This is a genomic window from Sphaerochaeta halotolerans (genome assembly GCF_003429665.1).
GTDB lineage: Bacteria > Spirochaetota > Spirochaetia > Sphaerochaetales > Sphaerochaetaceae > Sphaerochaeta > Sphaerochaeta halotolerans.
Genome location: NZ_QUWK01000005.1, coordinates 189401 through 216322 on the forward strand (window position 1 = coordinate 189401; position 26922 = coordinate 216322).

At 47.1% G+C, this 26922-nt stretch carries 22 protein-coding genes; 5 read left to right on the forward strand and 17 right to left on the reverse strand.

From position 1 onward, the window contains the following. Nucleotides 1-4: 4 nt before the first annotated feature. From DYP60_RS06285 to DYP60_RS06310, 6 genes are all read right to left on the reverse strand, one after another. Nucleotides 5-556 carry a DJ-1 family glyoxalase III gene (locus DYP60_RS06285; protein ID WP_117330039.1) on the reverse strand — a complete coding sequence of 184 codons (552 nt, stop codon included), beginning with the start codon at nucleotides 554-556 and terminating at the stop codon, nucleotides 5-7. Nucleotides 557-573: 17 nt separating this feature from the next. Then, nucleotides 574-1650 (reverse strand): 3-deoxy-7-phosphoheptulonate synthase, encoded by a 1077-nt coding sequence (locus DYP60_RS06290; protein WP_117330040.1) that lies wholly within the window; start codon nucleotides 1648-1650, stop codon nucleotides 574-576. A gap of 46 nt (nucleotides 1651-1696) precedes the next feature. Next, the gene (locus DYP60_RS06295; RefSeq protein ID WP_117330041.1) at nucleotides 1697-3505 is read right to left on the reverse strand and encodes an AMP-binding protein; all 1809 of its coding nucleotides are present in this window, start codon (nucleotides 3503-3505) and stop codon (nucleotides 1697-1699) included. Beyond that, a complete protein-coding gene (locus tag DYP60_RS06300) occupies nucleotides 3502-4278 on the reverse strand; it encodes an MBL fold metallo-hydrolase (protein ID WP_117330042.1) in 777 nt (258 codons plus the stop codon). The genes DYP60_RS06295 and DYP60_RS06300 overlap by 4 nt, the downstream gene beginning before the upstream one ends. Then, complete coding sequence (locus DYP60_RS06305; protein ID WP_117330043.1) at nucleotides 4278-4613, reverse strand: arsenate reductase family protein; 336 nt, start codon at nucleotides 4611-4613, stop codon at nucleotides 4278-4280. Before DYP60_RS06305 ends, DYP60_RS06300 begins: the two co-directional genes overlap by 1 nt. A gap of 84 nt (nucleotides 4614-4697) precedes the next feature. After that, a complete protein-coding gene (locus tag DYP60_RS06310; RefSeq protein WP_117330044.1) occupies nucleotides 4698-6617 on the reverse strand; it encodes an AMP-dependent synthetase/ligase in 1920 nt (639 codons plus the stop codon). Between the two features lie 206 nt (nucleotides 6618-6823). On the opposite strand from DYP60_RS06310, the gene asnS reads away from it, so the two are divergent. After that, nucleotides 6824-8212 (forward strand): asparagine--tRNA ligase, encoded by a 1389-nt coding sequence (asnS, locus tag DYP60_RS06315; RefSeq protein WP_117330045.1) that lies wholly within the window; start codon nucleotides 6824-6826, stop codon nucleotides 8210-8212. Between the two features lie 27 nt (nucleotides 8213-8239). Here the strand turns inward: asnS and DYP60_RS06320 are convergent, their stop codons facing one another. Next, nucleotides 8240-8797 (reverse strand): LuxR family transcriptional regulator, encoded by a 558-nt coding sequence (locus DYP60_RS06320; protein ID WP_117330046.1) that lies wholly within the window; start codon nucleotides 8795-8797, stop codon nucleotides 8240-8242. 19 nt (nucleotides 8798-8816) lie between these two features. Then, nucleotides 8817-9362: a YaiI/YqxD family protein gene (locus DYP60_RS06325; protein WP_117330047.1), complete on the reverse strand. Its 546-nt coding sequence runs from the start codon at nucleotides 9360-9362 to the stop codon at nucleotides 8817-8819. A 307-nt stretch (nucleotides 9363-9669) separates the two neighbouring features. On the opposite strand from DYP60_RS06325, the gene DYP60_RS06330 reads away from it, so the two are divergent. Next, a complete protein-coding gene (locus DYP60_RS06330) occupies nucleotides 9670-9864 on the forward strand; it encodes a hypothetical protein (protein ID WP_117330048.1) in 195 nt (64 codons plus the stop codon). A 41-nt stretch (nucleotides 9865-9905) separates the two neighbouring features. Here DYP60_RS06330 and DYP60_RS06335 read toward each other — a convergent pair whose 3' ends face one another. Then, entirely contained in the window at nucleotides 9906-11378 is a 1473-nt protein-coding gene (locus DYP60_RS06335) for a radical SAM/SPASM domain-containing protein (RefSeq protein WP_117330049.1), read from the reverse strand. A 22-nt stretch (nucleotides 11379-11400) separates the two neighbouring features. Next, entirely contained in the window at nucleotides 11401-12024 is a 624-nt protein-coding gene (locus DYP60_RS06340; protein ID WP_117330050.1) for a TetR/AcrR family transcriptional regulator, read from the reverse strand. 524 nt (nucleotides 12025-12548) lie between these two features. On the opposite strand from DYP60_RS06340, the gene DYP60_RS06350 reads away from it, so the two are divergent. Further along, nucleotides 12549-14207 carry a diphosphate--fructose-6-phosphate 1-phosphotransferase gene (locus tag DYP60_RS06350; protein WP_117330052.1) on the forward strand — a complete coding sequence of 553 codons (1659 nt, stop codon included), beginning with the start codon at nucleotides 12549-12551 and terminating at the stop codon, nucleotides 14205-14207. 59 nt (nucleotides 14208-14266) lie between these two features. Here the strand turns inward: DYP60_RS06350 and DYP60_RS06355 are convergent, their stop codons facing one another. After that, on the reverse strand, nucleotides 14267-15622 hold the full coding sequence (locus DYP60_RS06355; RefSeq protein WP_117330053.1) for a sensor domain-containing diguanylate cyclase: 1356 nt from the start codon (nucleotides 15620-15622) through the stop codon (nucleotides 14267-14269). Nucleotides 15623-15777: 155 nt separating this feature from the next. Here DYP60_RS06355 and DYP60_RS06360 point away from each other — a divergent pair, with 155 nt between their 5' ends. Beyond that, on the forward strand, nucleotides 15778-18276 hold the full coding sequence (locus DYP60_RS06360; RefSeq protein ID WP_117330054.1) for a beta-mannosidase: 2499 nt from the start codon (nucleotides 15778-15780) through the stop codon (nucleotides 18274-18276). A 155-nt stretch (nucleotides 18277-18431) separates the two neighbouring features. On the opposite strand, the gene DYP60_RS06365 is transcribed toward DYP60_RS06360, so the two are convergent. The 4 genes from DYP60_RS06365 to DYP60_RS06380 all read right to left on the reverse strand — a co-directional run bounded on the left by DYP60_RS06365 (nucleotide 18432) and on the right by DYP60_RS06380 (nucleotide 22925). Continuing rightward, nucleotides 18432-19790 carry an ABC transporter substrate-binding protein gene (locus DYP60_RS06365; protein WP_117330055.1) on the reverse strand — a complete coding sequence of 453 codons (1359 nt, stop codon included), beginning with the start codon at nucleotides 19788-19790 and terminating at the stop codon, nucleotides 18432-18434. Nucleotides 19791-19961: 171 nt separating this feature from the next. Next, nucleotides 19962-20813 (reverse strand): carbohydrate ABC transporter permease, encoded by an 852-nt coding sequence (locus DYP60_RS06370; RefSeq protein ID WP_117330056.1) that lies wholly within the window; start codon nucleotides 20811-20813, stop codon nucleotides 19962-19964. 2 nt (nucleotides 20814-20815) lie between these two features. After that, nucleotides 20816-21724: a carbohydrate ABC transporter permease gene (locus DYP60_RS06375; RefSeq protein WP_117330057.1), complete on the reverse strand. Its 909-nt coding sequence runs from the start codon at nucleotides 21722-21724 to the stop codon at nucleotides 20816-20818. Further along, entirely contained in the window at nucleotides 21717-22925 is a 1209-nt protein-coding gene (locus DYP60_RS06380; RefSeq protein ID WP_117330058.1) for an ROK family transcriptional regulator, read from the reverse strand. The genes DYP60_RS06375 and DYP60_RS06380 overlap by 8 nt, the downstream gene beginning before the upstream one ends. A gap of 164 nt (nucleotides 22926-23089) precedes the next feature. Between DYP60_RS06380 and DYP60_RS06385 the strand changes: the two genes are divergently transcribed. After that, nucleotides 23090-24571 (forward strand): beta-N-acetylhexosaminidase, encoded by a 1482-nt coding sequence (locus DYP60_RS06385; RefSeq protein WP_117330059.1) that lies wholly within the window; start codon nucleotides 23090-23092, stop codon nucleotides 24569-24571. A 169-nt stretch (nucleotides 24572-24740) separates the two neighbouring features. Here the strand turns inward: DYP60_RS06385 and DYP60_RS06390 are convergent, their stop codons facing one another. Together DYP60_RS06390 and DYP60_RS06395 are read right to left on the reverse strand one after the other, a co-directional pair. Next, nucleotides 24741-25046 carry a YhbY family RNA-binding protein gene (locus DYP60_RS06390; protein ID WP_117330060.1) on the reverse strand — a complete coding sequence of 102 codons (306 nt, stop codon included), beginning with the start codon at nucleotides 25044-25046 and terminating at the stop codon, nucleotides 24741-24743. A gap of 14 nt (nucleotides 25047-25060) precedes the next feature. After that, on the reverse strand, nucleotides 25061-26800 hold the full coding sequence (locus tag DYP60_RS06395) for an AMP-dependent synthetase/ligase (RefSeq protein WP_117330061.1): 1740 nt from the start codon (nucleotides 26798-26800) through the stop codon (nucleotides 25061-25063). Nucleotides 26801-26922 lie beyond the last annotated feature (122 nt).

Below are 26922 nucleotides of genomic sequence, written 5' to 3' on the forward strand. Positions count from 1 at the left end.
CTAATTACCCCTTATATTGCAGTTGTTCTGCTATGGTTTCTTTTGTATGTTGGTCAAAAAGTACACCAATAAGGGCCAATGAGAACGGCATGGCAGCTCCAGGTCCTTGACCGGTAACCAACGACCCATCAATAATGAATGACTCGTTCTCAAGAACCAGTCCGGGACAATCTGCTTCGGACCCAGGGTAACCGGTTACTCGCTTACCATCCAACAGACCGGTCTTGCCAAGTACCACTGCAGGTGCTGCACAGATGGCTCCGACCACCCCGCTTTGTGCAGTTTCAATTACTTTTTCCAGTACTTCGTAAGATGCTGCAAGGTTCTTCGCTCCTTGGCCACCGCCGGGAAGCACAATGCAATCGAATGGTTTCTTCTTGCATGCGGATAGGGTGGTATCTGCCTTTACCACGATACCGTGGGAACCTTTCACTGCAAGGGTATCAAGGGATGCCACCGTGACGTTTGCACCACTCCGTCTGAGTAGGTCAATCGGAGTGACAGCCTCCACCTCCTCAAACCCTTCTGCTAAAATTACCAATACTGAGGGAACCATGATAAGACCTCCATTCTTCACAGCGGTTGAATGACACCGCCTTCTCTGCGAGCCTTGCGAAGTAGATCGCAAGCATGGTGCACTATTCGTTCGGTCTCATCCCAACCGATACATGCATCGGTTACTGAGACACCATATTTCAAGGTTGATAAATCTTCAGGAATCTTCTGACATCCCTGTTCCAGATTGCTTTCCAACATAAAGCCACGAATTGCTTTTTCTCCCCAGGATACCTGGTCGATGAGCGAGCGTAGAACTCGTTTCTGTCGTTCGTAATGCTTCCTGGAGTTTGCATGACTGCAATCGATGATGATTGCAGGATTCACCCCCTCCTTCTGCATAAACAACCTAGCATTCTCCACATCATCCTCATAGTAGTTGGGGCTTTGGTCCCCACCACGAAGAATCAAGTGACAACAATCATTGCCGGTTGTCCGGAAAATAGCACTGGCACCTTCCCCATCCATACCAATGAATGAAGCCGGCTGAAGGGCACTCTTGATGGCGTTGATTGCATTATTCAGATCACCACTGGTGCTGTTCTTGAAACCTACAGCTACACTCAAGCCACTGGCAAGGTTGCGATGGATTTGACTCTCGGTTGTTCGTGCTCCAATCGAGGACCAACTCATCAATTCATCAATATACTGCGGAATAATGGGATCGAGGACTTCACAACCTACCGGTAATCCCAACTTGACTATGTCCAGCAAGAGAGATCTGGCAGCCAGAATGCCCCCACCAATATCATAGGAACCATCCATTTTTGGATCGAGGATCAATCCCTTCCAACCACCTACAGTCCGTGGTTTTTCAAAGTAGGTACGCATCACTACAAACATCTCATCCTCAATTTCGCTTGCAAGCTTCTTGAGTTTCTGTGCATATTCGAGCGCTGCATCGGGGTCATGCAGAGAACAGGGACCGATGATTGCAAGCAATCGTTGGTCCCTTCCCTGGATGATATCGTTGACCGTCTGGCGGCTTCGACGAATGGATTCTGCGGTTTTCTCATCAACCGGCAGCAGGGAAACGACCTGCCGCGGCGTAGCAAGTGGTTCAACCTGCCTTATTCTGATATCTACGTTTGCCATGTTGATTATTCCTTTCAGAAGGTATACCACGTCTCCGCGTTAAGGCTCAACCCTTTCCAGATTCCTTTACCGTATCATCCTTGCCTCTGGAGTACAGAAACCGCTTGATCTTCTGGGTTGGAGTCCTCTGGAACGGCTCTTCCTGCAACTTGGCACTGCTGATTCGGCTGAAAGCACTCAATTCCTTATTCACATCTTCGCGGATTTTTGCGATATATTTCAAGGCTTCATCCTTAGCCTCATTGACATTCAGAGCCATCTTTGTGGCAAAAGCCTCAATATCAATCTTGATCAAAGCAGCCAAGCTACCTTGCTCTGGAACGACCAACGATTCAGTTACAAAATCCTGATTGTTTATTACCGACTCAATCAGCTCAGGGTAGATATTCTCCCCTCCACTGCCAAGGATCATGGTCTTGATTCGTCCCTTGATAGAGAGTCTTCCGTGTTTGTCAAGGTAACCAAGGTCCCCTGTCCTGAAATAACCATCTTCGGTGAAACTTACCTTGTTCAGCTCAGGATTGTCATAATATCCTTGCATGACATTAGGCCCCTTCACCAAGATCTCGCCGACACCAGTTTCCGGATCTGGATCTGCAAGTTTGACATCGACATGCTCCACCAATTTCCCGATAACTCCAACGTGATGCTTCTTGGGCTTGCCTCCCGCAATCAAGGGAGCTGTTTCAGTCAGCCCATAGCCTTGTCCATACGGGAACTTTGCATCAGCGAGGAATAGTTCAACCTCTGGGTCAAGAGGAGCACCTCCAATACCAAAGAACTTCAGGTGCCCACCAAAGGTCAACTTCAGCTTCCGTCCAATAGCCTTGCTGATCAACGAACGGGTAAAGGAGTAGCGCATCCATTTTTTTATCTTCTCATTACCCTTGGTAACAGGAAGAACGGCACTACGATATATCTTTTCAATAAGCAAGGGGACAGTCATGACAATCGTTGGCTTGACCTCTTTAAGCGCGGGGAGAAGAATCGACGTGGCAGGGGGTTTGCCAAGGAATACAATCTCACAACCACAGAGCAACTCCAATATTTGCCCGGTAGTAAACTCATAGACATGGCTCACCGGTAGGATTGAGAGCACCTTGGACTTGTGATTAAGGTCAACATAGACATCAGTGGAAATGTCAGCATTCCATACAAGGTTTTTGTGTGTAAGCATTACTCCCTTGCTATTACCAGTCGTGCCACTGGTATAAATCAGGGATGCCAAGTCGTCTTCCTGGGCAAGGGAAGCCTCACGTAGCTTCCTTCCTTTCTCATCAATTTTCCGGTGGCTGATATCCTTACCTGGCGCGGCGGCAAATTGCGTTTTGTCTTCAAGACCCTTTACGATATATGAGGGAATGTGGAAGAGGTCCTCCATCCTTACCAGATAGGAATCATTGGCTTGGACATACCCCTGTACCTTTTCAAAATGCTTGATGTTTACCACTACACCTTTCACCCCAGCATGTTCAAGAATCTGGGTGGTCTCCTTGGTTGAGAAATCCGGGAGGATGGGAACTGCAACACACCCAATAGAAGTAATACCGAAGTATGCAACCATCCAGGTGGGACAGCTCTCCCCCATTACCGCAATTTTGTCTCCACGGGAGAATCCCGCTTCCAGGAGCGTGATGGAGATGGCATCCTTCATCATCTTCAGCTGGGCATAGGTAATCTCACTGCCTTCCTCACGGTAGGTACGTAAGGCAATCCGGCCGCCATTGCGGCTGGCAGTACAATCAACCACTGCATCCATTGTATACTTATTAACGGACTTCATCGTCAGCCCATCTTCGCGTTTGAGTTTTTTTATTCTCTTCAAGGACCATACTTCTGCTTGTTTTTTTTTCATACTTGCACCTCGTTTATTGGTCCATACCACTGATTCTTCCTGCACACCGTAAAGGGAAGGTCAGTTTTAGACTGGACTGCCTTCTCTAGGATTGCAGGATCGTTGTTACATTCAGAGAGATGGATGAAATAGACATGTTCACCCTTGAAGCCGCTCGTACAGAGAAACTGCAAGGCTTGTTCATTGGACAGATGTCCCTGATCTCCTGAAATCCTACGCTTCAACATTGCAGGATAGGGACCGGTTTTCAACATCTGCTCATCATAATTTGCTTCTAAAAATAGAATATTGGCATCACCGGCCAGTAACATTTGCTGTTCACTGGTGACACCCGTATCGGTCAATACCATATAATGGGTATTCTGATGCATGATATACCACCCCACAGACCCCCCACTGTCGTGGCTTGTTTCAAAACAGAACAGGGAGAAGGAGCCGACTTCAACAAGCTCTGAGGTACAGACTGTTTGCAGTCTTCCCATTGGAATACCCAGCTTTTCCATCAACAAAGATTGCTCTGAGACCATAGCATCGTGAGCGTAAACAGGTATGGGTAGTCTTCTGGAGAGTACGCCAACGCCCCGTGCATGGTCTGGATGGAGATGGGTGAGAAATACTGCCTGCACTGAAGAGAGTGGCACAGAGAATCGTTGGAGACGTCTGGTGAGTTCGATGACGCTGTAGCCCTGGTCGATCAAGAGAGAGACCGTACCATCGGTAAAAAGATAACTGTTTCCATTGGATCCGCTGCCCAGAACCGCATAACGAACCATCAGAGTGCTCCCCATGCTGTCAGTACCGCAGGATCATACCCAAGGTGCACCTTGCCCTTGCATCGAAGCACCGGTGTTTTCAACAGCTGGGGATGTGCCACCAACTCTTCAGCTGCATCATAACTTCTCCAGGCATATCCTTCTTTAATAAAGTAGGCACTTGCTTCATCCAGCAGGTCTTCTGCGCTATACGCGCTAAAAAGCGAACGCCACTCTCCATCGGAGAGTGTACGTTGTCCCAAGTCAACAAACTGGAATGCAAGGTTGCGCTCCTTGCAACTCCTGATTGCCTTTGCTGTCTCTTTGCACTTTTTTGTTCCGATAATCTGAATCATGCCTTCCCCTGTTGTCTCACTACATCTTCATAGTATAGTAGACAGGGTAAAAAGGCAAGAAACCAGACAGATTGCTGAAATATGTCAACTCACAAAGAGTTCATCGATTTCACGTCGATAGAGGCGGTTGATCTCAAATCGCTTCAGTTCCTGTTTCGCACTCAACTCTTTCCCCACCTCAAAACTCTTTGCCAGGAGTTTGAAGCGCACAATATGTTCGAAACTCTTGAACCCCTGCTTGCTGTTTATGATATCGCCAATGGTTTGTTCAATGAGGTTTTTGACTTCCTGCATCTGGTACATTTTGTCTGCAAGATAGGGAATGCCCTTCTCTTTGAGGTACTCCTCGATGCGTTGCTTGTTGAGCACAATCAAGGCTCCCAAGTATTTCTTATCCTGTCCCAGTACGATGGCCTGTTCAATGTACTCACTTTCACAGAGTTTTGCTTCAATGGGCACAGGTTCAAGGTTTTCTCCACCTACCAGGACAATGGTGTCCTTCGCTCTTCCGCTGATAGCAAACTCCCCACGGTGGGTCCAGATACCCAAGTCTCCTGTATTGAGCCAACCGTTTTCATCCAGCACCAACCGGGTAAGGTCGGGACGCTTGTAATATCCCTGCATCACTTGTGGACCACGAACCATGACCACGCCCTTCTCTCCAGGTTTGGCTTCCTGTCCATGTTCTGTGACAATGCGGACTTCCGTTCCTTCCAATGGACTTACGGTGCGTTTCACCCCATGAATCAAGTGACGTACTGCTACCACAGGAGCACTCTCGGTCAATCCATAACCATCAAGCAACTTCACGCCTATTGAAGCGAAGAAGGTATCGACACCTGCACTAAGCGACCCACCACCGCTGACACCGGCGATGAAATTTTTGCCCAATTTCTGTTTGACTTTGGAAAATACCAAATGATCTCCCAACCTATACAGTGGATAGAGCAGCAACATTGGCAGCAGTCCGACAGCTGCATCAAGGAAACGGCTATGCTTCTTGAATGTTGCAACTTCGCCCATCACGAGTTCCCTGCTTCTACTGTACATGCCGGCAATCTTGATAAAGAAGGAGAACATCCCTTTTGCCACAGGACTTTTGTTCTTCATGCTGGCAAACACTCCTCCCTTGACGGCTTCCCAGATACGGGGGACGGAGCCCATCCAATGAGGATTCACTACCACAAGGTCGGCAAGTAGGATTGAACCCAGTGGTTTGGAGTAAGCCACCGTTGAGGCATTGGCGATAATGACATACTGCAGGATTCGTTCGAAGGAGTGCCAAACGGGAAGCACACTGAGCCACCGCTGGCCAGGGGCTAACTTCTTAATCAACTTGGGGACGGCCTCCAGCTGATAGGCAAAGTTGCTATGGGTAAGCATAACTCCCTTTGGATCACCGGTGGTACCACTGGTGAAAATAATCGTTGCAATCTCCTCACTATTTCCTTTCTCTCGTTCGTTTTCCACCTGTTTGGCAAGTGCTCGGTTATTCAGCAGTGCCCTACCCTCATCCACGAGGTCCTGGTAACAGAGGATCTCAATCCTGGTGGCAGCAGCTGCCTCATCGCGTTGGATGTGAGTAAATTCACGATCCATGACGATCAAGTGCTGTAATTTGGGTAGGTTCTCGGAAATATTCAGAATCTTACGTAACTGTACAGTGTTCTCAACAAAACAGAACGATGCTTCTGTTACAGAGAGAATGAAGCTTACTTCATACGGCATTGCATCCCGCCCACGAGGGACATCAGCAGCACCCAGGCTGAGAATGGCCAAGTCACTGGCAAGCCATTCACGGCGGTTGTCACTGATCAAACCAACCAAGTCTCCGCGTTTGACACCATGCTTCATCAAGCTGGCAGCAAGACTGTTCACTTCGCTATACAAGTCAGAATAGGAAATCGACTGAAAAATGCCGTTCTTGTCCTTGCTCATCTGGACAGTATAGGCAGGATACTGTGTAACAATCTCTGCAAATATCTGGGGTATGGTTTTATACATAATGACCTCCATGTATGGTACTAGTTATTTTATATACACATTTTCATAATTTGTCAATCTGTCAGAATAAATATAAACAAGACCTTCTCCTGTATTGTGGAGAAATTCACCCCAACGATGCCTATTCAACCAGAAATGTCATGATTCTTGACTCTTTATGGGGAAACAAATCATAATGGCGCAATATGACAAGGAGAGACTTTCCCATGAAAGAACGAATTTCTACATTGCTCAAGAGAGAACCACAGGCTGAATTTGTTGTGGCAGAAGGCTGGGTAAGGACCAAGCGAGATAGTAAGAATGTATGCTTCCTTGAGGTCAATGATGGTTCGTGTCTGAAAGGACTGCAGGTTGTCATTGACAAGGAACAACTCTCTGATGCCTCAATACTCAACGAGATTACGACCGGTTGCTCAGTCATCTGCAAAGGGCCCATCGTTTCAAGTGCCGGGGGAAACCAAGCAGTTGAGATGGCAACCACCGATGTCCAGGTAGTAGGTCCTTGTCCGGTGGATACCTATCCGCTCCAGAAAAAACGCCATAGCATTGAGTATCTCCGTGAAATTGCTCACCTCAGGGCAAGAACCAACCTGTTTGGCGCAGTGGCACGTGTGAGAAATACCTTGAGCTATGCTGTACATACGTTTTTCCAGGAACATGGGTTCTCCTATGTAAACACCCCGATCATCGGAGCAAGTGATTGTGAGGGAGCAGGCGAACAATTTCTGGTTACCACCCTTGATCTGGACAACATTCCTCGCAATGAACAAGGTCAGATTGACTACTCGAAGGATTTCTTTGGCCGCCAGGCCTTCCTTACCGTAAGTGGTCAGCTGGAAGGCGAAACCTATGCAATGGCACTGAAAAACATCTATACCTTCGGCCCTACCTTCAGAGCAGAGAATTCCAATACCAAACGGCACCTCTCTGAGTTCTGGATGGTAGAACCTGAGATGGCATTCTGTACGCTTGAAGGCAATATGGAAGTAGCTGAAGCGTTCCTTAAATACTTGTTCAAAACAGTGTTGGAGGAGTGCGCAGAAGATATGGCTTTCTTCAGTAAGTTTGTGCAATCAGGGGTACAGGAAACACTCAAGGCCATTGTTGAAACACCGTTTGCCCACCTGACCTACACTGAGGCGATTGAGGAACTTTCAAAGCACAACGACACGTTTGAATTTCCTGTTTCATGGGGCAGTGACTTGCAGAGTGAACATGAGAAGTTCCTTACCGAAGTGGTATGCAAGAGACCTGTTATCGTGACTGACTACCCCAAGGAGATCAAGGCTTTCTACATGAAACTGAATGAGGATGGAAAGACTGTTCGTGGTATGGATGTCCTGGTTCCCCGCCTCGGGGAGATTATCGGCGGTAGTGAACGTGAATCCGATCTTGCCACATTGACCAAACGAATGGAGGAGCTCGGCCTCAATCTTGATGATTATTGGTGGTATCTCGATCTGAGAAGATTTGGCACCGTGCCTCACGCCGGTTTCGGACTTGGATTCGAGCGCTTGGTACAGTACGTCACCGGTATTGCAAACATACGGGACGTCATTCCGTATCCTAGGGCTCCCAAACTGGCGGACTTCTAACCTCAAGGCGGCTTCAAGCCGCCTTTTCTAATGATACAGAGAAAACAAGGCCCAGACGATCAATTGACTGGTGGTGTGGACACCACTCTTGAGAAACAGATGCTTCTTGTGGGCGATGACTGTCGACATTTTGATCCCCAAGACAGAAGCAATCTGACGGGTGTCCTGCCCACTCACCATCAACGTGAGCACCTGATTTTCTCTCTTGGTCAGAACAACAGGGTGTTCATTGACTCCATCATTGGGATGCGGACCAGAGAGAAACCTGCCCAGCATCATCTCAAGGAGCGGTTCACTGCAAGTAAGGGAGAGCACAATTGTACTCTGGTCCTCCAGCAAGGAACACATCATTTTCATCGGTTTTGGACAGAAGATAAGAAGATTCTGGGATGAAAGTCTTCGTTTCATTTGTACAGCTGAAGGAAGATCAGAGCAGTAACAAATATAGTTTCTGCTCTCATTGCCTGCGGGGACCGCACCAAGATGGTACACTTGCAGTCTCAGCTGCGGATAACTGGCGAGCCTACTAAGCATTCTTTCCCGTTCAAACGTATTATGGTAGAGCAAGATTGTTTCATGGTTCATGTTCTCCTAAGAAGAGACATCAGGAATATTGCTTCAGCATACTGGTAAGCAATGCATCGAACGAATCACTGAAAGCCTTGGTCTGCTTCCCATTCATTCTGGAGTGTTGTTCACTGAAAATACCCAATTCCCTAAACTCCGTCATGGTATTTCGGATGGAGAGTCGCTCTGCCATATTCTCTTTGGTATAGGTGTTCCCCCTGTCATCAAGCACAGTAATGCCCTTCTCTACCAAGCGACCAGCAAGAGGAATGTCGTGGGTAATGGCAATGGCGGGTGGTTCAGCATGGTCGACGATCCAGTCATCTGCACTATCATCACCCTTCTCCACCTGTACCTGGTTGATGGAGCTCTTTATTTCCCTAAGAGACGATTGATCATCTAATCCTTGTTTCTTAGCCTCATAACGCAAGGCATTGGTGTGCTGTTGGTAGGCTTGCTCCACATCCTTGAGTACACGGTCTGCAACAAAGTAGACCGAGAGGTTTCGTCGAACTACTGCCTTGAGAATAATCTGTCTTAGGTTTCGCGGACAGGAGTCTGCATCTACATAAAGGGTGAACATGCCTCCAGCCTACCGCAAAATGCAGGGTTTTGTCACCCACGGGAGAAGAAACCGTCACAGCTACCCCGCCTGCACTACAGGCTATGGTGTTCATCTGCGAAGGAGTGTAACTCCGGAAACAGAGACAGAGAGGAATTCGTATATATAAGGCAAGAGAAGCAGTTGCCTTCCTTTTTCACTTCCACCCGAACAATGACCATATCGAAGGTCGATTCCTCCAAGCTAATGCTCATACAATCGGGAAGGAGGTGGACAGAAGGTTCTCCTTGCCTCCCATAAGGTTACTCAAGGCCATGGTAAAGTTCCAATGAAAGGTATCAATACCCCGGACTCAAGAGGCGTTGCCTCCTTTTCCGCCCCAAGGGACGAGGTATCTCACCTTGCTTTCCCGGCACTCGCTCCAGAGAGGAACCTTCCTGCTGATTCCTTTCCTCTCGCTCCGTTGGGGAATAAGGCAGTTCTTGGTATTCTAGGTGAAATTCGATTTGCACACCGAACATAATGAAGACGTCCTCGAGAAGGACGCCTTCATTACTATAGGTTCTACTTTGCTCTGGCTAACTTTTCAGGAGGCTGTTGCTCAGTTGCACTCTCCATATACTCCTTTCTCCAGATTGGCTCAGTAAGTTCACTAAGCCGTTCATCGTATGCCACAAGTTCCCTATAATAGGTTTCATCTGAGAGAATATCCTCTGCTGTTTTATTCTCGCCATGCGCATCACTGGTTAGGATATTTGCTCGGAAATTTGCATAATGGTCACGTATGGAACAGGGCATGAGCAGGTTATCAACATTCTTTGCATCTGTTAGCTGGCTACCTTTTTGCCAGGATCTGCCGCGACGCATCATGTCAGACATGAGGGCATCTCCGACATGCTTACCTTCAGCAAAAAGTCGTTTTACGTTGTCAATGGTATAGGGTACGAAAACACATGGCATGATATCTCCATTCCAATTAATGTAGAGATAACCGCCTTCTCGCCCGTACGCAATGCATCCCCGTGTGAGCACTCCACTATTCCAGAAATCGGCCATCGGATAGCGTTTTTTCGCCATCAAGGATTCCCATTTGCGGTAGAGTTTGACACGTGTTTCCGGATCAGGCATAAGCTCGAAAACCTCTTTTCCGCGTCCTATCGGCATAAGCTGGAACTGCCACATAAATGAGGCTCCCAGCTTGTCAAAATAGGTTTCATAAAACTCATCAGTAAGAAGGAGATCAGCATTTTTGCTCGTACTGGTGACAGAGACGATAAACGGCATACCCACATTCCTCAGGGATTCCATGGCAGAAAGAATTTTCTTGTATACTCCTCTTCCTCGACGCTCATCGGTCTCTTTCTCAAATCCTTCGACGGATATTGCAGGTACTCCATTTCCAAGCTTTTCTAGTTTTTTTGCCATTTCATCATCAATAAGTACGCCGTTTGTGTAGAACATGAAGAAGGTGTCCGGATGACTCTCGAAGAGATCGAGAAGCGTCTTCCCCTTGTCTTCATACATCAACGGCTCACCTCCGCTGATAACAACGAAGCGATTGCCTGCATCTTGTTCCAGCTCAGTAACAATTTGGTCTACAGTCTCAAACGGCAATGATGGAGTAGAAGCTCCGTTACTGGAAGCATAACACCCTTCACAGTTCAGGTTGCAACGCTGAGTCGGCGAAATGACGGCAAAGCTTGGTGGATTTGTCTGATATGTTTTTCGATACTCGGCAACTTTTTTCTCCCGTGCTTCCCTTCGTCCAGTAGCGAAAGCACCATCGATCAAAGCCACAGACAGACGATCAATCACATGCTTTGAGATATACCCCTTGTTGATGTTCTCAACTGCCCTAGACAACAATGAAGAAGCCCACTCATATCTCTTGTACGCTACAGCAGGAATGTCATCTTCACCGCTTGCTACAATCGACTCATAAAACATGCTGTCAAGCTTTTTAACAACCTGCTTTTGAACAATTTTGTTTGAAACGGCCAACCGTGTTACCATTTTGGCAGCTCTTGAATTATTCATAAAACCCTCCTTAAGAGTAAATTTATTGCTTCATAACAGCGACTTCAGGTTTGAAATTAATGGAAAGAAGATAGGATACAGAACGCTGCAGCTTATGCTTTGCCTCTTCCAACGAGGTGTTATAGGCATTAAGCAGTGCACCATCTACAATAAGACGAATTGCATCTACCAAGCCCGCTATAGTTTGGCGGGGAGTTAATTGTCCTTCTTTTATGCCTTGCTGCACCACTGTTTTTAGGGATTCAACCCACAACTTGTTATAATCATCCTGAAGTTGCAGCAGACGCTTATTCTGATGTATGGCAGAAACAATAGTCAGATATCCCTCAGCACCAGTATGCTGATAATTACCGCACTGATCCACTTCATACAGTGGTGAAAGTGGAAGGTACATGATTTTCTGGATTTTTGATTGAAAATTTCCAGGACCCGATACAATATCCGGCAACTCTTGGAATTGCTTGAAGAAATAGGTTTTCACCACCTCCTCAAACAAATCCTCTTTACTATTGAAGTAATGATAGAGCGCACCACGGGAAACACCGGCTTTATCGATGATACGGTTAATACCAACGCGATAACCCTCAGTTACAAACAATTCAAAAGCGGTAACAATAATCTTTGTTTTGCTTTGTTTCTTCTTCATAACATACCGACCTTCCTGTTTTTATTGTAGGACATGAAATTTTAATCGTCAACCTTAAAAAATAGAATTTACGGCAATGCCCCATACCGCTTTTCTCCAAACCCACCACAGTAAAACGGTTGCTGTTTGAAAAAAGTACCACCCATGTCTGCTAGCCGCTCACAGGATACCCGTATCTTCAAAGAGCTCAAAAGGAATTCGTAGTCAGAATAGAACGTGGGATTCCTTTCCCCTGGTTTACAGCAACAAACACAAGGCAAATCAGCTCAATGCGTAAGCCGCTTATTTCCCAAGTTTTTTTTGTGCGTACTACCAGACATTTCTATTTTTATGCGATTGTCGTGTTACTGAAGCTCTGATGAAACAGCCAACGTTCATTGATGGGATATTCCTGATGCATTTTATGCCTCATCACCTCTGCATAGCAGGGCAAATGGACCCAAGCAAGCGCCAATGCTTGAAACTGAGAGCCCTTTTGTTCTATGGTTAAGAAATCCAGAGACCAAATGAGAGAGGAGTTCAGCATGGATATTTCCCCTTTGCAGAGAGTACGTTATGCCTATCAACCCAAGCTACCCGCAATTTTGAGGGAGAGCATCACCAAGGTAGCCCCCCAGAAGGGAGAAGCTACCAGTGCACAGTCTGATGCAGATCGGATCAAGGCACTCTTTCCCAACACATACGGACTTCCCAGAGTTTCGTTCTTGTCCGGAGTGAATACGGATATCAGCAAGAAGCGGAACGTGGGAGTAATCCTCAGCGGTGGGCAGGCTCCTGGTGGACATAATGTCATCAGTGGCATTTTCGATGCACTGAAGGCAGCCAATAGGGAGAACACATTGTATGGGTTCAAGGGTGGGCCTTCCGGTATTCTGGAAGACTCCTACCGTATTATCGATGAAGAATATCTTGCTGCATTCCGCAACACCGGTGGGTTTGACATTATTGGAAGCGGGAGAACCAAACTTGAGACTGAAGAGCAGTTTGAAGTCTGCGCACAGGTATGCAAAAACCATGAGATTGATGCATTGGTCATCATCGGTGGAGATGACTCAAACACCAATGCAGCAGTCTTGGCTGAGTACTTCCTTGCAAAGGGCCACGGCATCCAGGTAATTGGCTGTCCCAAGACCATCGACGGGGATCTGAAGAACGAATCCATTGAAATTTCCTTTGGATTCGATACCGCTACCAAAACCTACAGCGAATTGATCGGCAACATTGAGCGAGATGCCAACAGTGCAAAGAAGTACTGGCATTTTATAAAGCTTATGGGCCGTTCTGCAAGTCATATTGCCCTGGAGTGTGCGCTGGAGACCCAGCCCAACGTCTGCTTGATTAGCGAGGAAGTTGAGGCCAAGGAGCAGAGCCTTGTGAGCATTGTGGATTACATTGCGAAGATTGTTGCAGAGCGTGCAGAAGATGGAAACAACTTTGGTGTGGCTCTTATTCCTGAGGGATTGATTGAATTCATTCCTGAGATCAAGGTCCTGATCAGCCAGATCAACAATCTCCTTGCAAAGGAAGAGAAAGCATTCAACAAGATTGCTGACGGCAGTGAACGCATTGCCTTTGTTGCAGAGCGACTCAGCAAGGAAACAGCCAAGGTATTCACTATTCTTCCGGAAGAAATTCAGAAACAGCTCTTGATGGACCGAGACCCGCATGGGAACGTACAGGTCTCCAGGATAGAGACTGACAAATTGCTTGCACAAATGGTGGAAGAGAAGCTTTCAGGCATGAAGAAGGAAGGCACCTATACAGGCAAATTCAGTTCCATGACCCACTTCTTTGGATATGAAGGCCGTTGCGCATTCCCGACCAACTTTGATGCAGACTACTGCTACAGCCTTGGATACAATGCTTTCCTGTTGATCGGCAGTGGTCTCTCTGGGTATCTCTCATCAGTTACCAACCTTGCAGCACCTGCCGAAGAATGGAAGGCCGGTGGTATCCCCATCACCATGATGATGAACATGGAAGTACGTCATGGAGAGGACAAGCCTGTTATCAAGAAAGCCTTGGTGGAACTTGACGGTAAGCCTTTCCAGTACTTTGCTGAGCATCGTGATAAGTGGGCCCGCGAGACCTGTTACACCTACCCAGGTGCAGTACAGTACTTCGGCCCGGCAGAGGTCTGCGACCTCACCACGGTTACCCTCGCATTGGAACAGACTAGGTAACCTATCCAACAATACAAGGTTACCCCGGATTGCCATGTGGTGATCCGGTTTTTTTCTTTTCAGTCAATGCAACGAATTCTTCCCTTCCCCTCACTCTTTGCCTGGTAAAGTCGCTTGTCTGCCGCTTCCAACAATCCCTCGCTGGTAATGCCATCATCAGGGGAGAAAGCGACTCCCATACTCAGGGCAAAGGCAAGACTACAATCGTTCAAGGGAACAGAAATATGGGAAATGGATTCATGCATGCGGACACAGGTTTCATATTGGGTGCACCCCCTAAGTATGATGATGAACTCATCCCCTCCAAAACGGCCTATCAGGTCGTCACGTCTCAGGTGCTCTTTCAACTTGGAAACCAGGGTAAGCAGTGCCTTGTCGCCAATGAGGTGGCCATGGGTATCATTGAGCTGTTTGAAATTATCGATATCAAGTAGTGCAAGTGCAAAGGGTTTCCCCCCCTTCAATTCATTCTGCAATTGAACGAGGAGCTCCCGTTTGTTCAGAAGACCGGTAAGGCTGTCTGTATGGGAACGATGCATGAATGTCTGCAGACGGATTTGCCTGAGATAGCTCAATACTCCTGCACCCAGGGAAACCAAGGTACCCAGAATCGTATACAGGAAAAGGAGTGTTTCACCGCTGTACCATGAATCTACAGGGGCAATTTCCATATTCCAAGTCAACAGCGAGTAGGAGAACATCATGGAAACCGGATTGTTCTCCTGTAAGCTCTCAACACCCCATGTGTAATTCTCATCCCCTCCAAGGTGGGAGAATGAGAAATGATATTGGTATTGCTCAGAGAGGTCTTCAAGACCTGCACCAAGGAGGAATGACTCCATGTCAAAATATAAGCTCAATAGTCCCCAAGCTTGCTTGTTCTCTACCATGAGTGGGTAGCGAAATACGAGATAGGGTTTCCCATCATCCAGATACAGGGGACCGTCTATGGTAACTGAGCCTTGTCTCATGGGGTGTTCAACATGCTGGCGATACAGGGGAAGGGTTTTCAGGTCGAATCCAACGTGACGCCCACCTCCCTCTGGATATTGATCTATGATAAGACCATCCATTGCGAGGGTGGCAAAGCTAAAGGACTGTTTCTCTGCTTCCAATACAGTGAGATACGAACTAAAATCTTCCAGATTTGGCACAGTCCCCTCGCGCAAGCTCTCCTCAAGTCGCAGACCATAGAGGGTAGTGAACATCTCCTGGTTTCCAAGCAGCAGAAACAAATTCTTACGTAGGTTTAGAAGTTCTGCCTGGGCACGTTGCTTTCGCTCTTCAATGTACTGTGACTTCCAACTAGAGTAGAGCCCATAGGTAGTAAGCAATAAGAGCAGGGTCAGAAGAGCTGCCAGTGCAAAAGCCTTTAAACTCCATTGCAACTTTGCATTAGCCTTCATATCCAGCATTCATACTCCCTCAAGAAATCGTTCCACTTGGGCAAACTTAGAATTTCTTCTTGCAGTATAGGATCCTTATTTGCAAGCCACAAGAGAAGAAGGCAACAATTCCGCCCCACTCACAATACGACTGTGCTATACTCAGCTCTGGAGGTTTACCCAACATGCAAACACTCAATTTGAATGGAATCTGGCGTTTGAGCCCCTTGGATAGCAAAGCAATTGCCCCACATTGCTCGTATTTTACAGAGCATGAATATATTCCTTGTACGCTCCCTGGCGACATTCACTCAGCCCTTCTGGACGCTGATGTAATAGCAGACCCCTATGTTGGCCAGCAGGAACTGGACATACAGTGGGTTGGACAACACGACTGGGTACTGAGCAAGACATTTTTCATAGAGAAGTCAGTACTTGCTGAGGGAAGTCCCATTCTTACCCTCAAGATGGCAGACACCATCATCACTCTTCATCTCAATGGGGAAGAAGTCGGCAGCACTGACAACCAGTTCCGTCGTTGGCGTTTTGATCTGGGAGGAAAACTCAAGGCAGGAGAGAACACCCTTAATCTGACCTTCACCAGTGCGGAGAAGAAAGCCACGGAGGTGGCAGAAACACTCCCCTACCCAATTCCCTACTCTGAGTATCCGGTCAGTGCCAAGCACCGAAACCTGGTACGCAAGAGTCAGTGCCACAGTGGTTGGGACTGGGGTCCTTGCATTCTTGCCATGGGTGTCTACGAACCGATTGAACTCTCCTTCATTGATGAAGGAATCATCGAACAGGTGAACTGTGAAACCAATAAACGGGGAACAGACCAATGGGACGCAGTAGTGAGAGTCATCTACAACGCAAAACAGGAGCAAAGCCTCCCATGCAGTGCCACGCTTGCTGGTGTGGAACAAACAGGGAAAGCCAAGATGAAGCAAGGTCTCAACAGGATAGAGTTCCGCCTTCAATGTAAGCAGGTGAAACAATGGTGGCCTAATGGTGAAGGGAAGGCAACGCTTTACCCCCTGCAATTGAAGATTGGGACTCAAAAGGTAGAAAAACGAATTGGGTTCAGAACCTTGCAGGTAAGGACTGAAACAGAACGAGATGGTGGCAAGCCAATGGTATTCAACGTCAACGGACGCGATATCTTTGCTAAAGGTACCAACTGGATTCCTCTCGATGCTCTTCCGAGCCGTTTGACAGCCGACCGCTATGAGTATTTGTTGCAGTCCTGTGTTGATGCAAACATGAACATGATCCGCGTCTGGGGCGGAGGGCTGTATGAAAAGGATGTGTTCTATAACCTTTGTGATGAGAAGGGACTTCTTGTTTGGCAGGACTGCATGTTCAGCTGTTCGATGTACCCTTCTAACCCGGAATTTCTTGCCAGTGTAGAAGCAGAGCTCCGCTATCAGGTGCCAAGACTGAAGGATCATCCAAGCCTTGCCCTCTGGTGTGGAAACAATGAGGACCTCGGTGCCATCTCCTGGTACGAGGAGTCCCGCAAGAACCATGTTCGCTACGTCATCGATTACGACCGCCTCAATGAGGGAGTGGTAGGAAGGGTTATCAAAGAACTCGATCCCCAGAGGCAGTGGTGGCCGAGCAGTCCGAGTGCAGGAGAAAATGACTACTCGGACAATTGGCATGATGACAGCAAGGGAGATATGCACTTCTGGTCAGTTTGGCATGAAGGAAAAAGCTTTGAGGAGTACTACTCCATCAACCCACGCTTTGTAAGTGAATTCGGCTTCCAGAGCTTCCCGCTCCTGGATACCATAAAGAGTTATGCCACAGAAGAGATGTGTAATCTTACCAGCAAGGTAATGGAACACCACCAGAAAAACCCGCGGGGCAACTCCATCATTATGGAAAACTTCACCAGGTACTACCGCTTCCCTTCTTCCTTCGCCCAAATGCTCTACCTCTCACAGGTACAGCAGGCAAAAGCGATGAAGATGGCGATCGAGTATTGGAGAACCACCATGCCCCACTGCATGGGAGCGCTGTACTGGCAACTGAATGACAATTGGCCTGTTGCCTCTTGGTCCTCAATAGATTATTGGGGAAATTGGAAACTGCTCCACTATGCAGCAAAACGATTCTACAGTCCTGCCCTCCCCATCGCCTTCATGAAGGAAGATGGCATAGTAGAGGTCTACGTGGTAAATGATGGGCCGAAAGAGATCAAGGATGCAAAACTCTCGGTTAAGTTCTGTACCTATGAAGGGAAGAAACTGAGCAAGATGGAATACCGTATGGATTGCAAGGCAAAAAGCAGCACGCATATGTGTACCATCAACCTCCACAAAAAACGGAATATAGACAGGGAGAATACCTTCATCTATCTCAAGCTCAAAAGCGATGAGCTTTACATCGAAAACCAACTGATGCTAGAAAAGCCAAAACGAAGCAACCTGAGGAATCCTGAGATTAAGAAGGAAGTAACCAAAACAGCTGGAGGTTTTTCTGTCACGGTACGCTGCACCTATCCTGCTTTCGAGGTAGCCCTGGAGGCTGAGGGCATCAGCGGTGTATTCAGCGACAACCTGTTCGCAATCCGTCCTACTGCACAGAAGATTGTAACGTTCAAGACACGGGGTGAAGTCACTCTGGAAGAATTCAAGAAAAAACTGAAAATCTATGACCTCTGGAGCAGCAGTCACTAAAACCCTTTTCACCCCTGCTGAAAAGCAGGGGTATGATTTACTTCACCGTTGATCTCTACCATATTCATACTCGAGCCACATAGAAAATACAGCAGGGATGATGTAACAACAGGGGAGCCTCACGGCTCCCCCATTACATTGTATGCTTAAGAAACTTACTGGTTTTTCTTCCAGCTGTCCCAAGCCTTCTGGACTTCAGATGCAACCTGTGTAGGACTCTTGTCTCCAAGACCGATTTCCTGCAAACCAGTATTGATAACATTGTAGACATCACTATGCAAGACACCATCGATAACCGGGGTAATCGGCGTGTATGCAGCATAGTACGCAGCTCTCTTGGCAATGAACGGTTCAAGATTCCTCTCTTCTACAACCTTTTCAACATCAACCTTAAGGTTGGAGGGGAAGGAAGCACCAGTGGTCAGGCGGTAGGTCTGGACATACTCACCCTGCAAGTATTTGATCAATCTCCAGGCGGCAGCTTCCTTGGCAGAGCCAGCAGGAATGTTTGCACTCATGCCCCAGCCAGTTCCTACAACACCACTGTTGGAGTTCTTGATAACTTCACCAGGAAGGTTGGGAATGACCATGAGCTCAAAATCTTTCTGCTGGGACTCTGGGCTGATAAGCGCCTTGCCAGTGGTGATATCAGTCTGGAAGGATGCAGTGGACCAATCGCCATCAATGTAGAAGGCAGCTTTTCCGCTTGCGAAACTACCACGTGAGGAGCCATAGGGGCTGCTCAAGCTGTTTCTGTTGATCATTCCAGAGCGGTACATATCGTCAATCAATGCAAGAGACTTTACGAACCAGTCGTCAGTGAAATCGATTTTACCCGAAGAGAGCTGATCATACCAATCAACACCACCATAGCGTCCGACTACCATGGAGAAGAGACAGCTCTGCATCACCCAAGCATCCATGTTGTCCATGGCGATCAGATCGATACCTTTTGCCTTCAACGGCTTTACCATTGCCTTCATCTCGTCATAGCTCTTGGGAATATCAAAACCATTCTCACGAAGCACCTTTGCATTCACATAGAGCATGTGTGTAGTGGTGATACCGTTGGGAAGCTCCGCAAGATATCCTGCGAACTGGGGAGCAATAGTTGCCGGGTTGTAATCGTCAACCAAACCATCCTTCTCAAGGAACGGCATCAAGTCCTTCACGCTGTGTGTGGTATGCAAGCTGGTGGAACGACCACTGGGCCACATGTACAGAACATCAGGAAGTTGGCCACTCGCAACATAGGCCTCAGTCTTCTGATGGAAAGGCTCGTTGAACAGATCCTCACGTACCAATTTGATGTCTGGATTCTCTTCCTCGAATTTGTCCCAAACCATCTTGATCTCATTGGCACTGTTTGGTTCAGACATGTCAATGTAGTTCAATACGGTAAGCTCTACTTTCCCAGATGCGGATGCATCTTCCCTGGTACCTTGTGCAAAAACTGATGTTACTACCATCAGCAGCGCAAGCGCCAATACGGAAATTTTCTTTAAACCAGTCATTTCTACCTCCTAATGACTTTTCCTACTTTCCTGCGGCAGGTCTCTCCTCCCGCTCGGTTCTTGTTTCACCACACCATAATCTAGATGTGGAGCAACCACTATTCTTTAGTTCATACTTTGTACAAACTAATGGTACCATCACTATCGACAGCTGTCAAACAAATCCATCTGTCAGCCTTTCACCGCGCCTGCGGCTACCCCTTTGGTAATTTCCTTGCGGAAGAACATATAGAAAAGCAACATTGGAATCAATCCAATCATCAATGCAGCGAATTGCTTTCCAAAGTCACTGCTCAGTGCTCCTGCAAACTTCTGTACGCCAACCGGCAGGCTCTTCAGCGCATCACTGCTGGTGAGGATGTTGATCAACATGAACTCATTCCAAGTTCCAGTGACCGTGAGGATGGCAACGGTCACACCGACCGGAGCCGCCATGGGAACGATGATTGATATGAATATCTTCATGTAGGTTGCCCCATCGATACGTGCAGACTCAACCAATGCCGTAGGAATGGCCTTAATATATTCAGTCCCCAAATAAATGCCCATCGGCATCGCTATACCAATATAGGGGATGAGAACACCAAGACGAGAGTTGTATAACCCCACCCAGTTGATGATCAAAAAGAGCGGTACCATGATGGACTGCAGGGTAAGCAACAGCCCAATAACAAAGGAACCATGAATATACTTGGTTGCCTTGTTGGGAATCTTTGCAAAGGCAAATCCAGCCATAAAGGAGAATATCAGTGTTGCCACCGTGGTAATACCGGTGTAGATGATGCTGTTGAGAATCAAAATGGGAAACTTTCCTCTGACCCAGGCATCTTTGTAGTTGACCAAGACCCAATCCCTGGGTATCCCTAGCTTGTTCAACTGGAACTCGGTAGTGGTTTTAAAGGAGTTCATCGCCAGCCAAAGCAGGGGATAGATTGCCATGACGGTAAAGAAAATCATAACGGCATAGGTTAATCCCAAGTTGATTTTAGCTCGGGTTGAGCGGGTATCTTTGACATCTCGCATGATTATTCTCTCCCCCCAAACTTACTCTCAGCCCACTTGGTCAGGCCGATAAGAACAAAACTGATGATTACCATCACAGTACTGATCGCATTGGCCAAGGGATATCTCGGAGCTCCCTTGAAGGCTTTATCGAACATGTAGATGGAAAGTACACTGGTACGGTTGGCCGGCCCTCCAGCGGTCATGACGAAAATCAGATCGAAACTCTTCAACGATCCGCTGATTGCGAGAATTGCCGTGGTTACCAATACCCCTGAAAGTGCAGGAAGAATAATGTAACGAAGCGTCTGCCCTTCAGTCGCACCATCAATACGAGCTGCTTCAATGACTGCGCTATCAATTTTCTGAAGATTTGCAATAAAAATAATCAGGTACATACCGGTATACATCCAGAGTATCACAAAGAGAACCGGTAGCATTGGATGGTTGCTTATCCCATATTCATACTGAGGATTGAAGAGTCGTACCAGTTCAGGGAATGCACCATAGGGGGCAAAGAAGGATTTCCAGAGAATACCAATGACAACAGTCGATATGACGGTAGGCAGATAGATCATGGTCTGGAAGAAATCCGCGAATTTCACAATTCCACGGTATAATACATAGGCAAGAAAGAATCCAAGGGGGATTTGGCCGAATACAGAGACCAGGACAATCCACATGTTGTTCTTCAATGCCAGATAGAAATATTCATCGGCGAAAAGGTTCTGATACCACTTGAATCCTACCAGATGTACCGGTTTGCCACCGAAAAGCTTACCGCCGCTATAATCACTCAAACTAAGAAAAATTGAAAAAATCGTGGGGAATGCCATAACTGAAATGTAGACGAGAAAACCAGGAAGCACCAAGGTCCAGTAGGCCCTTCTCTGCTCCCGTTTCGCATCTGCCAGCGTATGTGCTTTAGGCATGTATAACCTCCATTCTTGGTTTTTCATACGTTTTTTTCATAGGATAGGCTTGGTCGATGACATCCTCCCAATCAAAATGAGTACGACTCTCTATTTCTGAAAGCTCTGGTACTGCAAACAACTTCTGCAGGAACATGGTCGCAGCTCCTTTTGCCACCACAAATTCATCTTTCGTATCGAAAAGCAGTTTACATCCAATCTTGTCCATGACAGCAAGGAACTGCGGACACTCCTCCTTGAGAAATTCTCTGATCCTGGTTTCATCACTGAATGGTTTTCCATGAACGAAAAAGACCCGAGGATCGAGTACAGAAAGAATGGGGACGAGGGAGCTGAAAAGATCCTTCATGAAGGTCTTCCAAGCTGTTTCGTCAGAGACCGACTTGATCAAGAGGTCCTCAGGCAAACCAGTTTGCCCCTTGTTGTGCCCTCTCCAGCTCAGCGTACAAATCTCACCACTGCTATGATGCGAACCGTGGTATACTTTGCCCCCAATAGAGAGTCCAATACCAACGCCGATACCCGCACGGTCACCAAACTGGTAGTTACCTTCATGGTAATCTGCAATCATGCACATGAAATCACCAAGATTCACGTTTCTATTGATTGTCATCTCCAGCCAAGCAGTACAGTTTGCATCATTCTCTACAAACACAAGTACATCATAGCGTTTTGCAAAGAAATCGTAGAAATCATAATTCTTAAGCCCAAAGGGTTCTGCATAGAGGATAATGCCATCCTCAGCATTCACAATACCTGGAATTCCAGCAATAACAGCAAGCAATGGAATGGAGAGTCTTTTAATTTCCTTTAGAACTAGATCCATCAAGAAAGTAAGTATTTCATCAAATCCAACTTCCGGCAATTTACCTTTGCTTTGATAGAGCAAACCCCCGGTTATGTCCAGAATGACTGCCCGATAGTGCGAAGGCTGGATATCGAAACCAACGACACAGCCAAAACGTTCATTAAGCTTCAAGCGAATCGGCTTCCTTCCTCCCCTGCTCACCCCACTTCCTTCTTCTCCTTCATAGACTACCTCATCATCAATAAGTGCACTGATGATATTGGTAACGGTAGAGCGATAAAGGTTTAGTTCTCTTGCAATATCAACCCTGCTGATGCCTGGACTTTTCCAGATCAACTGAGCAACCAAGGAAGTATTTGCGTTTTTCTGAAAATTGTTGTTGTTGATTCTCATGCTGGTTTTGTATACTCCACGTATGTAAGCTTTCTGTTTTTGTTTGTTCGCTCTCTGTACAAACTAAGCGTACCACCGCCTATTCCTGCTGTCAAGCAATAATTCAGTTAGTTTGTACAAGCTTTGTACTTGACTTGAGCCTCGAGCCATGGTAGGACAAAGTCATGGTAAAAACACATACCCCTAAAGCAAGTGAACTTCTGTTCCCCATGCCACGAACTGTAGAAGACCATGAAGGCTTCTTTCGCTTCCACGATGGAATTACCATCGCTGTCGACTCAGTATTCAAGAATCTGCTCAATACCGCTACAACCCTCCTGCAAATACGCCTTGGTGGTGAAGATATCCTGGTCAAGCAGGCAGAAGGTTTTTCAAGTGAAGGATATAGCCTCTCCATTGGGAAAACTCAGGTAGTAATCAAGGCAAGTGAGGAGACGGGAGCCTTCCGCGGCCTCTCCACACTCAGAAACCTCTCCTACACATCAGATCACAGGATTCCCTGTTGTTTCATTGAGGATTCTCCTTCTTTTTCTTGGCGGGGGTTTATGATTGATTGCAGCAGGCACTACTTCAGCCCAACATTCCTAAAGAAACTGATTGATATTGCCTCACTGTATCATCTCAATCGTTTCCATTGGCACCTGAGTGACGACCAAGGGTGGAGAATCCCTCTCGAGGGTTGGCCGGAATTGGAGAAGGTTGCAAGCAAACGGACCTTGTTGCAGTACACCGATGGAAGAAATTACGGTCGATTGTATACCAAGGAGGAGATCCTGGACATCCAAGCCTATGCCCATGCTCGCTATATGGTGGTTGTTCCCGAAATAGAGACCCCAGGTCATGTCTCCTCTCTGCTTGCAGCATATCCCCAATTTGGATGCAGTGGAGGCCCCTACGAAGTCCAGGATCGCTGGGGCATATTTGATGAAGTACTTTGTGCAGGGAATGACAAGGTTCTGGAATTTCTGGAGGATGCCATTACACAGATGGCTGCGCTCTTCAGTGACCCCTATATCCACATTGGGGGTGATGAATGTCCTCATACTGCCTGGGAATCCTGCCCCAAATGCCAAAAACGAATGCAAGAAGCAGGCTTAAAGAACGAAAAGGAACTGCAGAGTTGGATGACCAGTAACATTTGCGCGATGGTAAGCAAGGCAGATAAGCGTCCAATCGGCTGGGATGAGGTCCTTGAAGGCACCGAATCTCTCGGCCTCCCACAGGACTTGATCGTCATGTCATGGCGTGGGGTTGCAGGAGGTATCGAGGCGAGTGGGCGTGGCCATGAGGTAATCATGTGCCCAAATACCGATGGATGTTATTTTGATTACCAACATACTGACAATGAGGAAGAGATGGGCAATCTTGGGGTTAGCAGTATCTCCCAGGTAGCTCAGTTCGATCCCCTTGCAGGACTGCAGGACGAAACTGCTCGAGGGCGTGTACTGGGAAGTCAAGGAAATCTATGGACCGAGAAGATCACCAGTGGAAAGCAAGCAGAATACTTGCTCTTCCCTCGGTTGATGGTATTGGCTGAACGTTTATGGAACCCACAGAATCAAGAATCAACACTGAATAGAATTCCCTTGCTGTATAAGGTTTGTGATGCTCTATCAATCAATTGTTATCGAGGTCCTGTTGCCTGACCACTTGCTTTCCACCAGAAAGCTGTGATACCAATAGGGTACCACCTTCTGGTGGATTTTCTCTAGTGCAGGCTTTGCTTCCGTTGGAATGCGGGCCTGCTTTTTCTTTCCATATCAAAGAAGGCTGCTTCCCAGGGAAACAGCCTTGCCTTCGAGTACGATACCCAATCTACTCACCCTTTCGGGAAAGCTCCTTGGGAATATGCATGAGATGCCCCTCGCTATCGCGGTAAAACGTAGCAATGAAGCCGATATTGCTGATCAAATCACTGTCCGTCTTCTGAGCCAACAACTCACAGAGAGCTCGCATCTCATCCTTGTGCGCCTGAAATTTAACTTTCACCAGTTCATGACTGGATAAAGCCTCGTTCAGAGCGGACACTACACGGTCGTCAGCACCATCCTTGCCCACCATGACAATGGGCTTCAGGGAGTGTGCTTGCGACCGAAGGAAATTTCTAACACTGCTATTCATAGCAAGTACTATACCTAGTCCTTGTACTTTTGTGCAACTACGAAACGCTTTATTTTTTTGGTACTGGTCATCTCGATCGGCTCATCAACCACGGTAACACGAGTAATCTTCTTGTAGGACTGCAACCCCTTGTTCACCTCGTTTACAATCTGCTGCATCCGCTCTTCGATTTTCTCCTTGGCTGAATCACCATGCTCCTTCTGCATAGTGTTACGGTACCCTTCATCAGGATAAATGAGAGCCCTAATCCCTTCACTCTTGCTCTTCTTGTCAATGAGGTACCCAAGCACACAGATGGTGTCAATCTCGCTGTAGAGCTGGAAGTGGTCCTCAATCTCCTCAGGGAACACATTCTTGCCTCCCTCGGTTACGATGAGGTTCTTTGCCCTACCGGTCAAGTAGAGATACCCTTTTGCATCCTGGTAACCAACATCACCGGTATTGAGCCAACCATCCTCAAGCACCTCAGCTGTTGCTTCAGGGTTGTTGTAATACCCCTGCATGACCATGGGTCCCTTGATATAGATTATTCCGTTGCCATCAGCATCCGGGTCCACAATCTTGACCTCTGTCTGGGGTAGTTTCTTTCCTACTGAACTCTCAATGTACGCTTCCACGGGATTGAGGTGTGTGATCGGACTGGTCTCAGTAAGACCATAGCCCTGCACGAAATCAATTCCGAGCTGGTTGAACATCTTGAAGGTGGAGGCAGGAAGCGGACCGCCACCACTAATGCAGATACGGTTTGTATCAAGGGAGAGGTTCTTGAGGAGGAAACCAAACATCTTCTTACCGACATTCACCTTGAAAACCTTCTTCAATACACCGGAGATCCCCATCAGGAACCGTATGATTCCATACAGTACAATGCCCTTCTCTCTCACGCCATTCATCAAAGCGGCAATCATTTTGTTGAAAAGCATCGGAACAGCAAGGAACATCGTGACCTTGCCTTCCTTCAGCTCCTTCAACATTTGGCTAATCACCAATTTCTTGCCAAAAACAATGGAAGCACCTGTGCTTATGGCCTCAAAGAAGACTGCCATCATGGTGTATGAGTGGTGGATTGGTAGAATCGCATAGAACACATCAGTGGGATACAACTTCATATTACCCTGTGCAAGGTAACAGTCTGCAACCATGTTGCGGTGGCTCAGCATAACACCCTTTGGAGTACCCGTGGTTCCACTGGTAAAAAGAATTGCGGCGGTGTCCTCACTCTCTGCCTTGTGACGATTCTGTGGCTCCGCCTTGATATCCAGAACAAAGGGCAGTGTTCCTTCCGGCTCCAAGCTAATGCGGTCAATTAAACCGAGCTTGTTCTCCGCATCAAACACCTTCACGCGGTCAGCATCTGCAAAGAGAATTTTTACTTCAGCAAACTTCATGAATGTGAACATATCCTTGTTGCTCAAGGTGTTGTCCAGTGGTACCACAATAGCACCAGCAAAGAGAATCCCCAGATATGCAATAGCCCATTCAGGGCTGTTCTTTCCGATTACGGCAATCTTGTCATCTTTCTTCACACCCTTGGAAGCAAGATAGTCTGCAACCGATAAGACATATTCGTGTACTTCCTTGTATGTGAATGTCTCTGGTTTTGGAACGAAGGCGGTAAAACACTTGTTATCGGGAAATCGTTCTACTGAGATTTCGAACATCTCCACCACAGTAGGCCATGTCCCTTTGAACTGCTTACCCCTATAAGCCTCAAGAAAATCCCAAGGTTTCTCATCTTTCTTGTGTGTTGCCATCGCCCAAACCTCCTCTCTACGATTTTAATTCAAAATCTTTTTATACTATAGGCAGAAGCATCATGAAAAATCAAGATTATTGTGACAAGTTTTCACAATATGTAAATATGTAATGCACTATT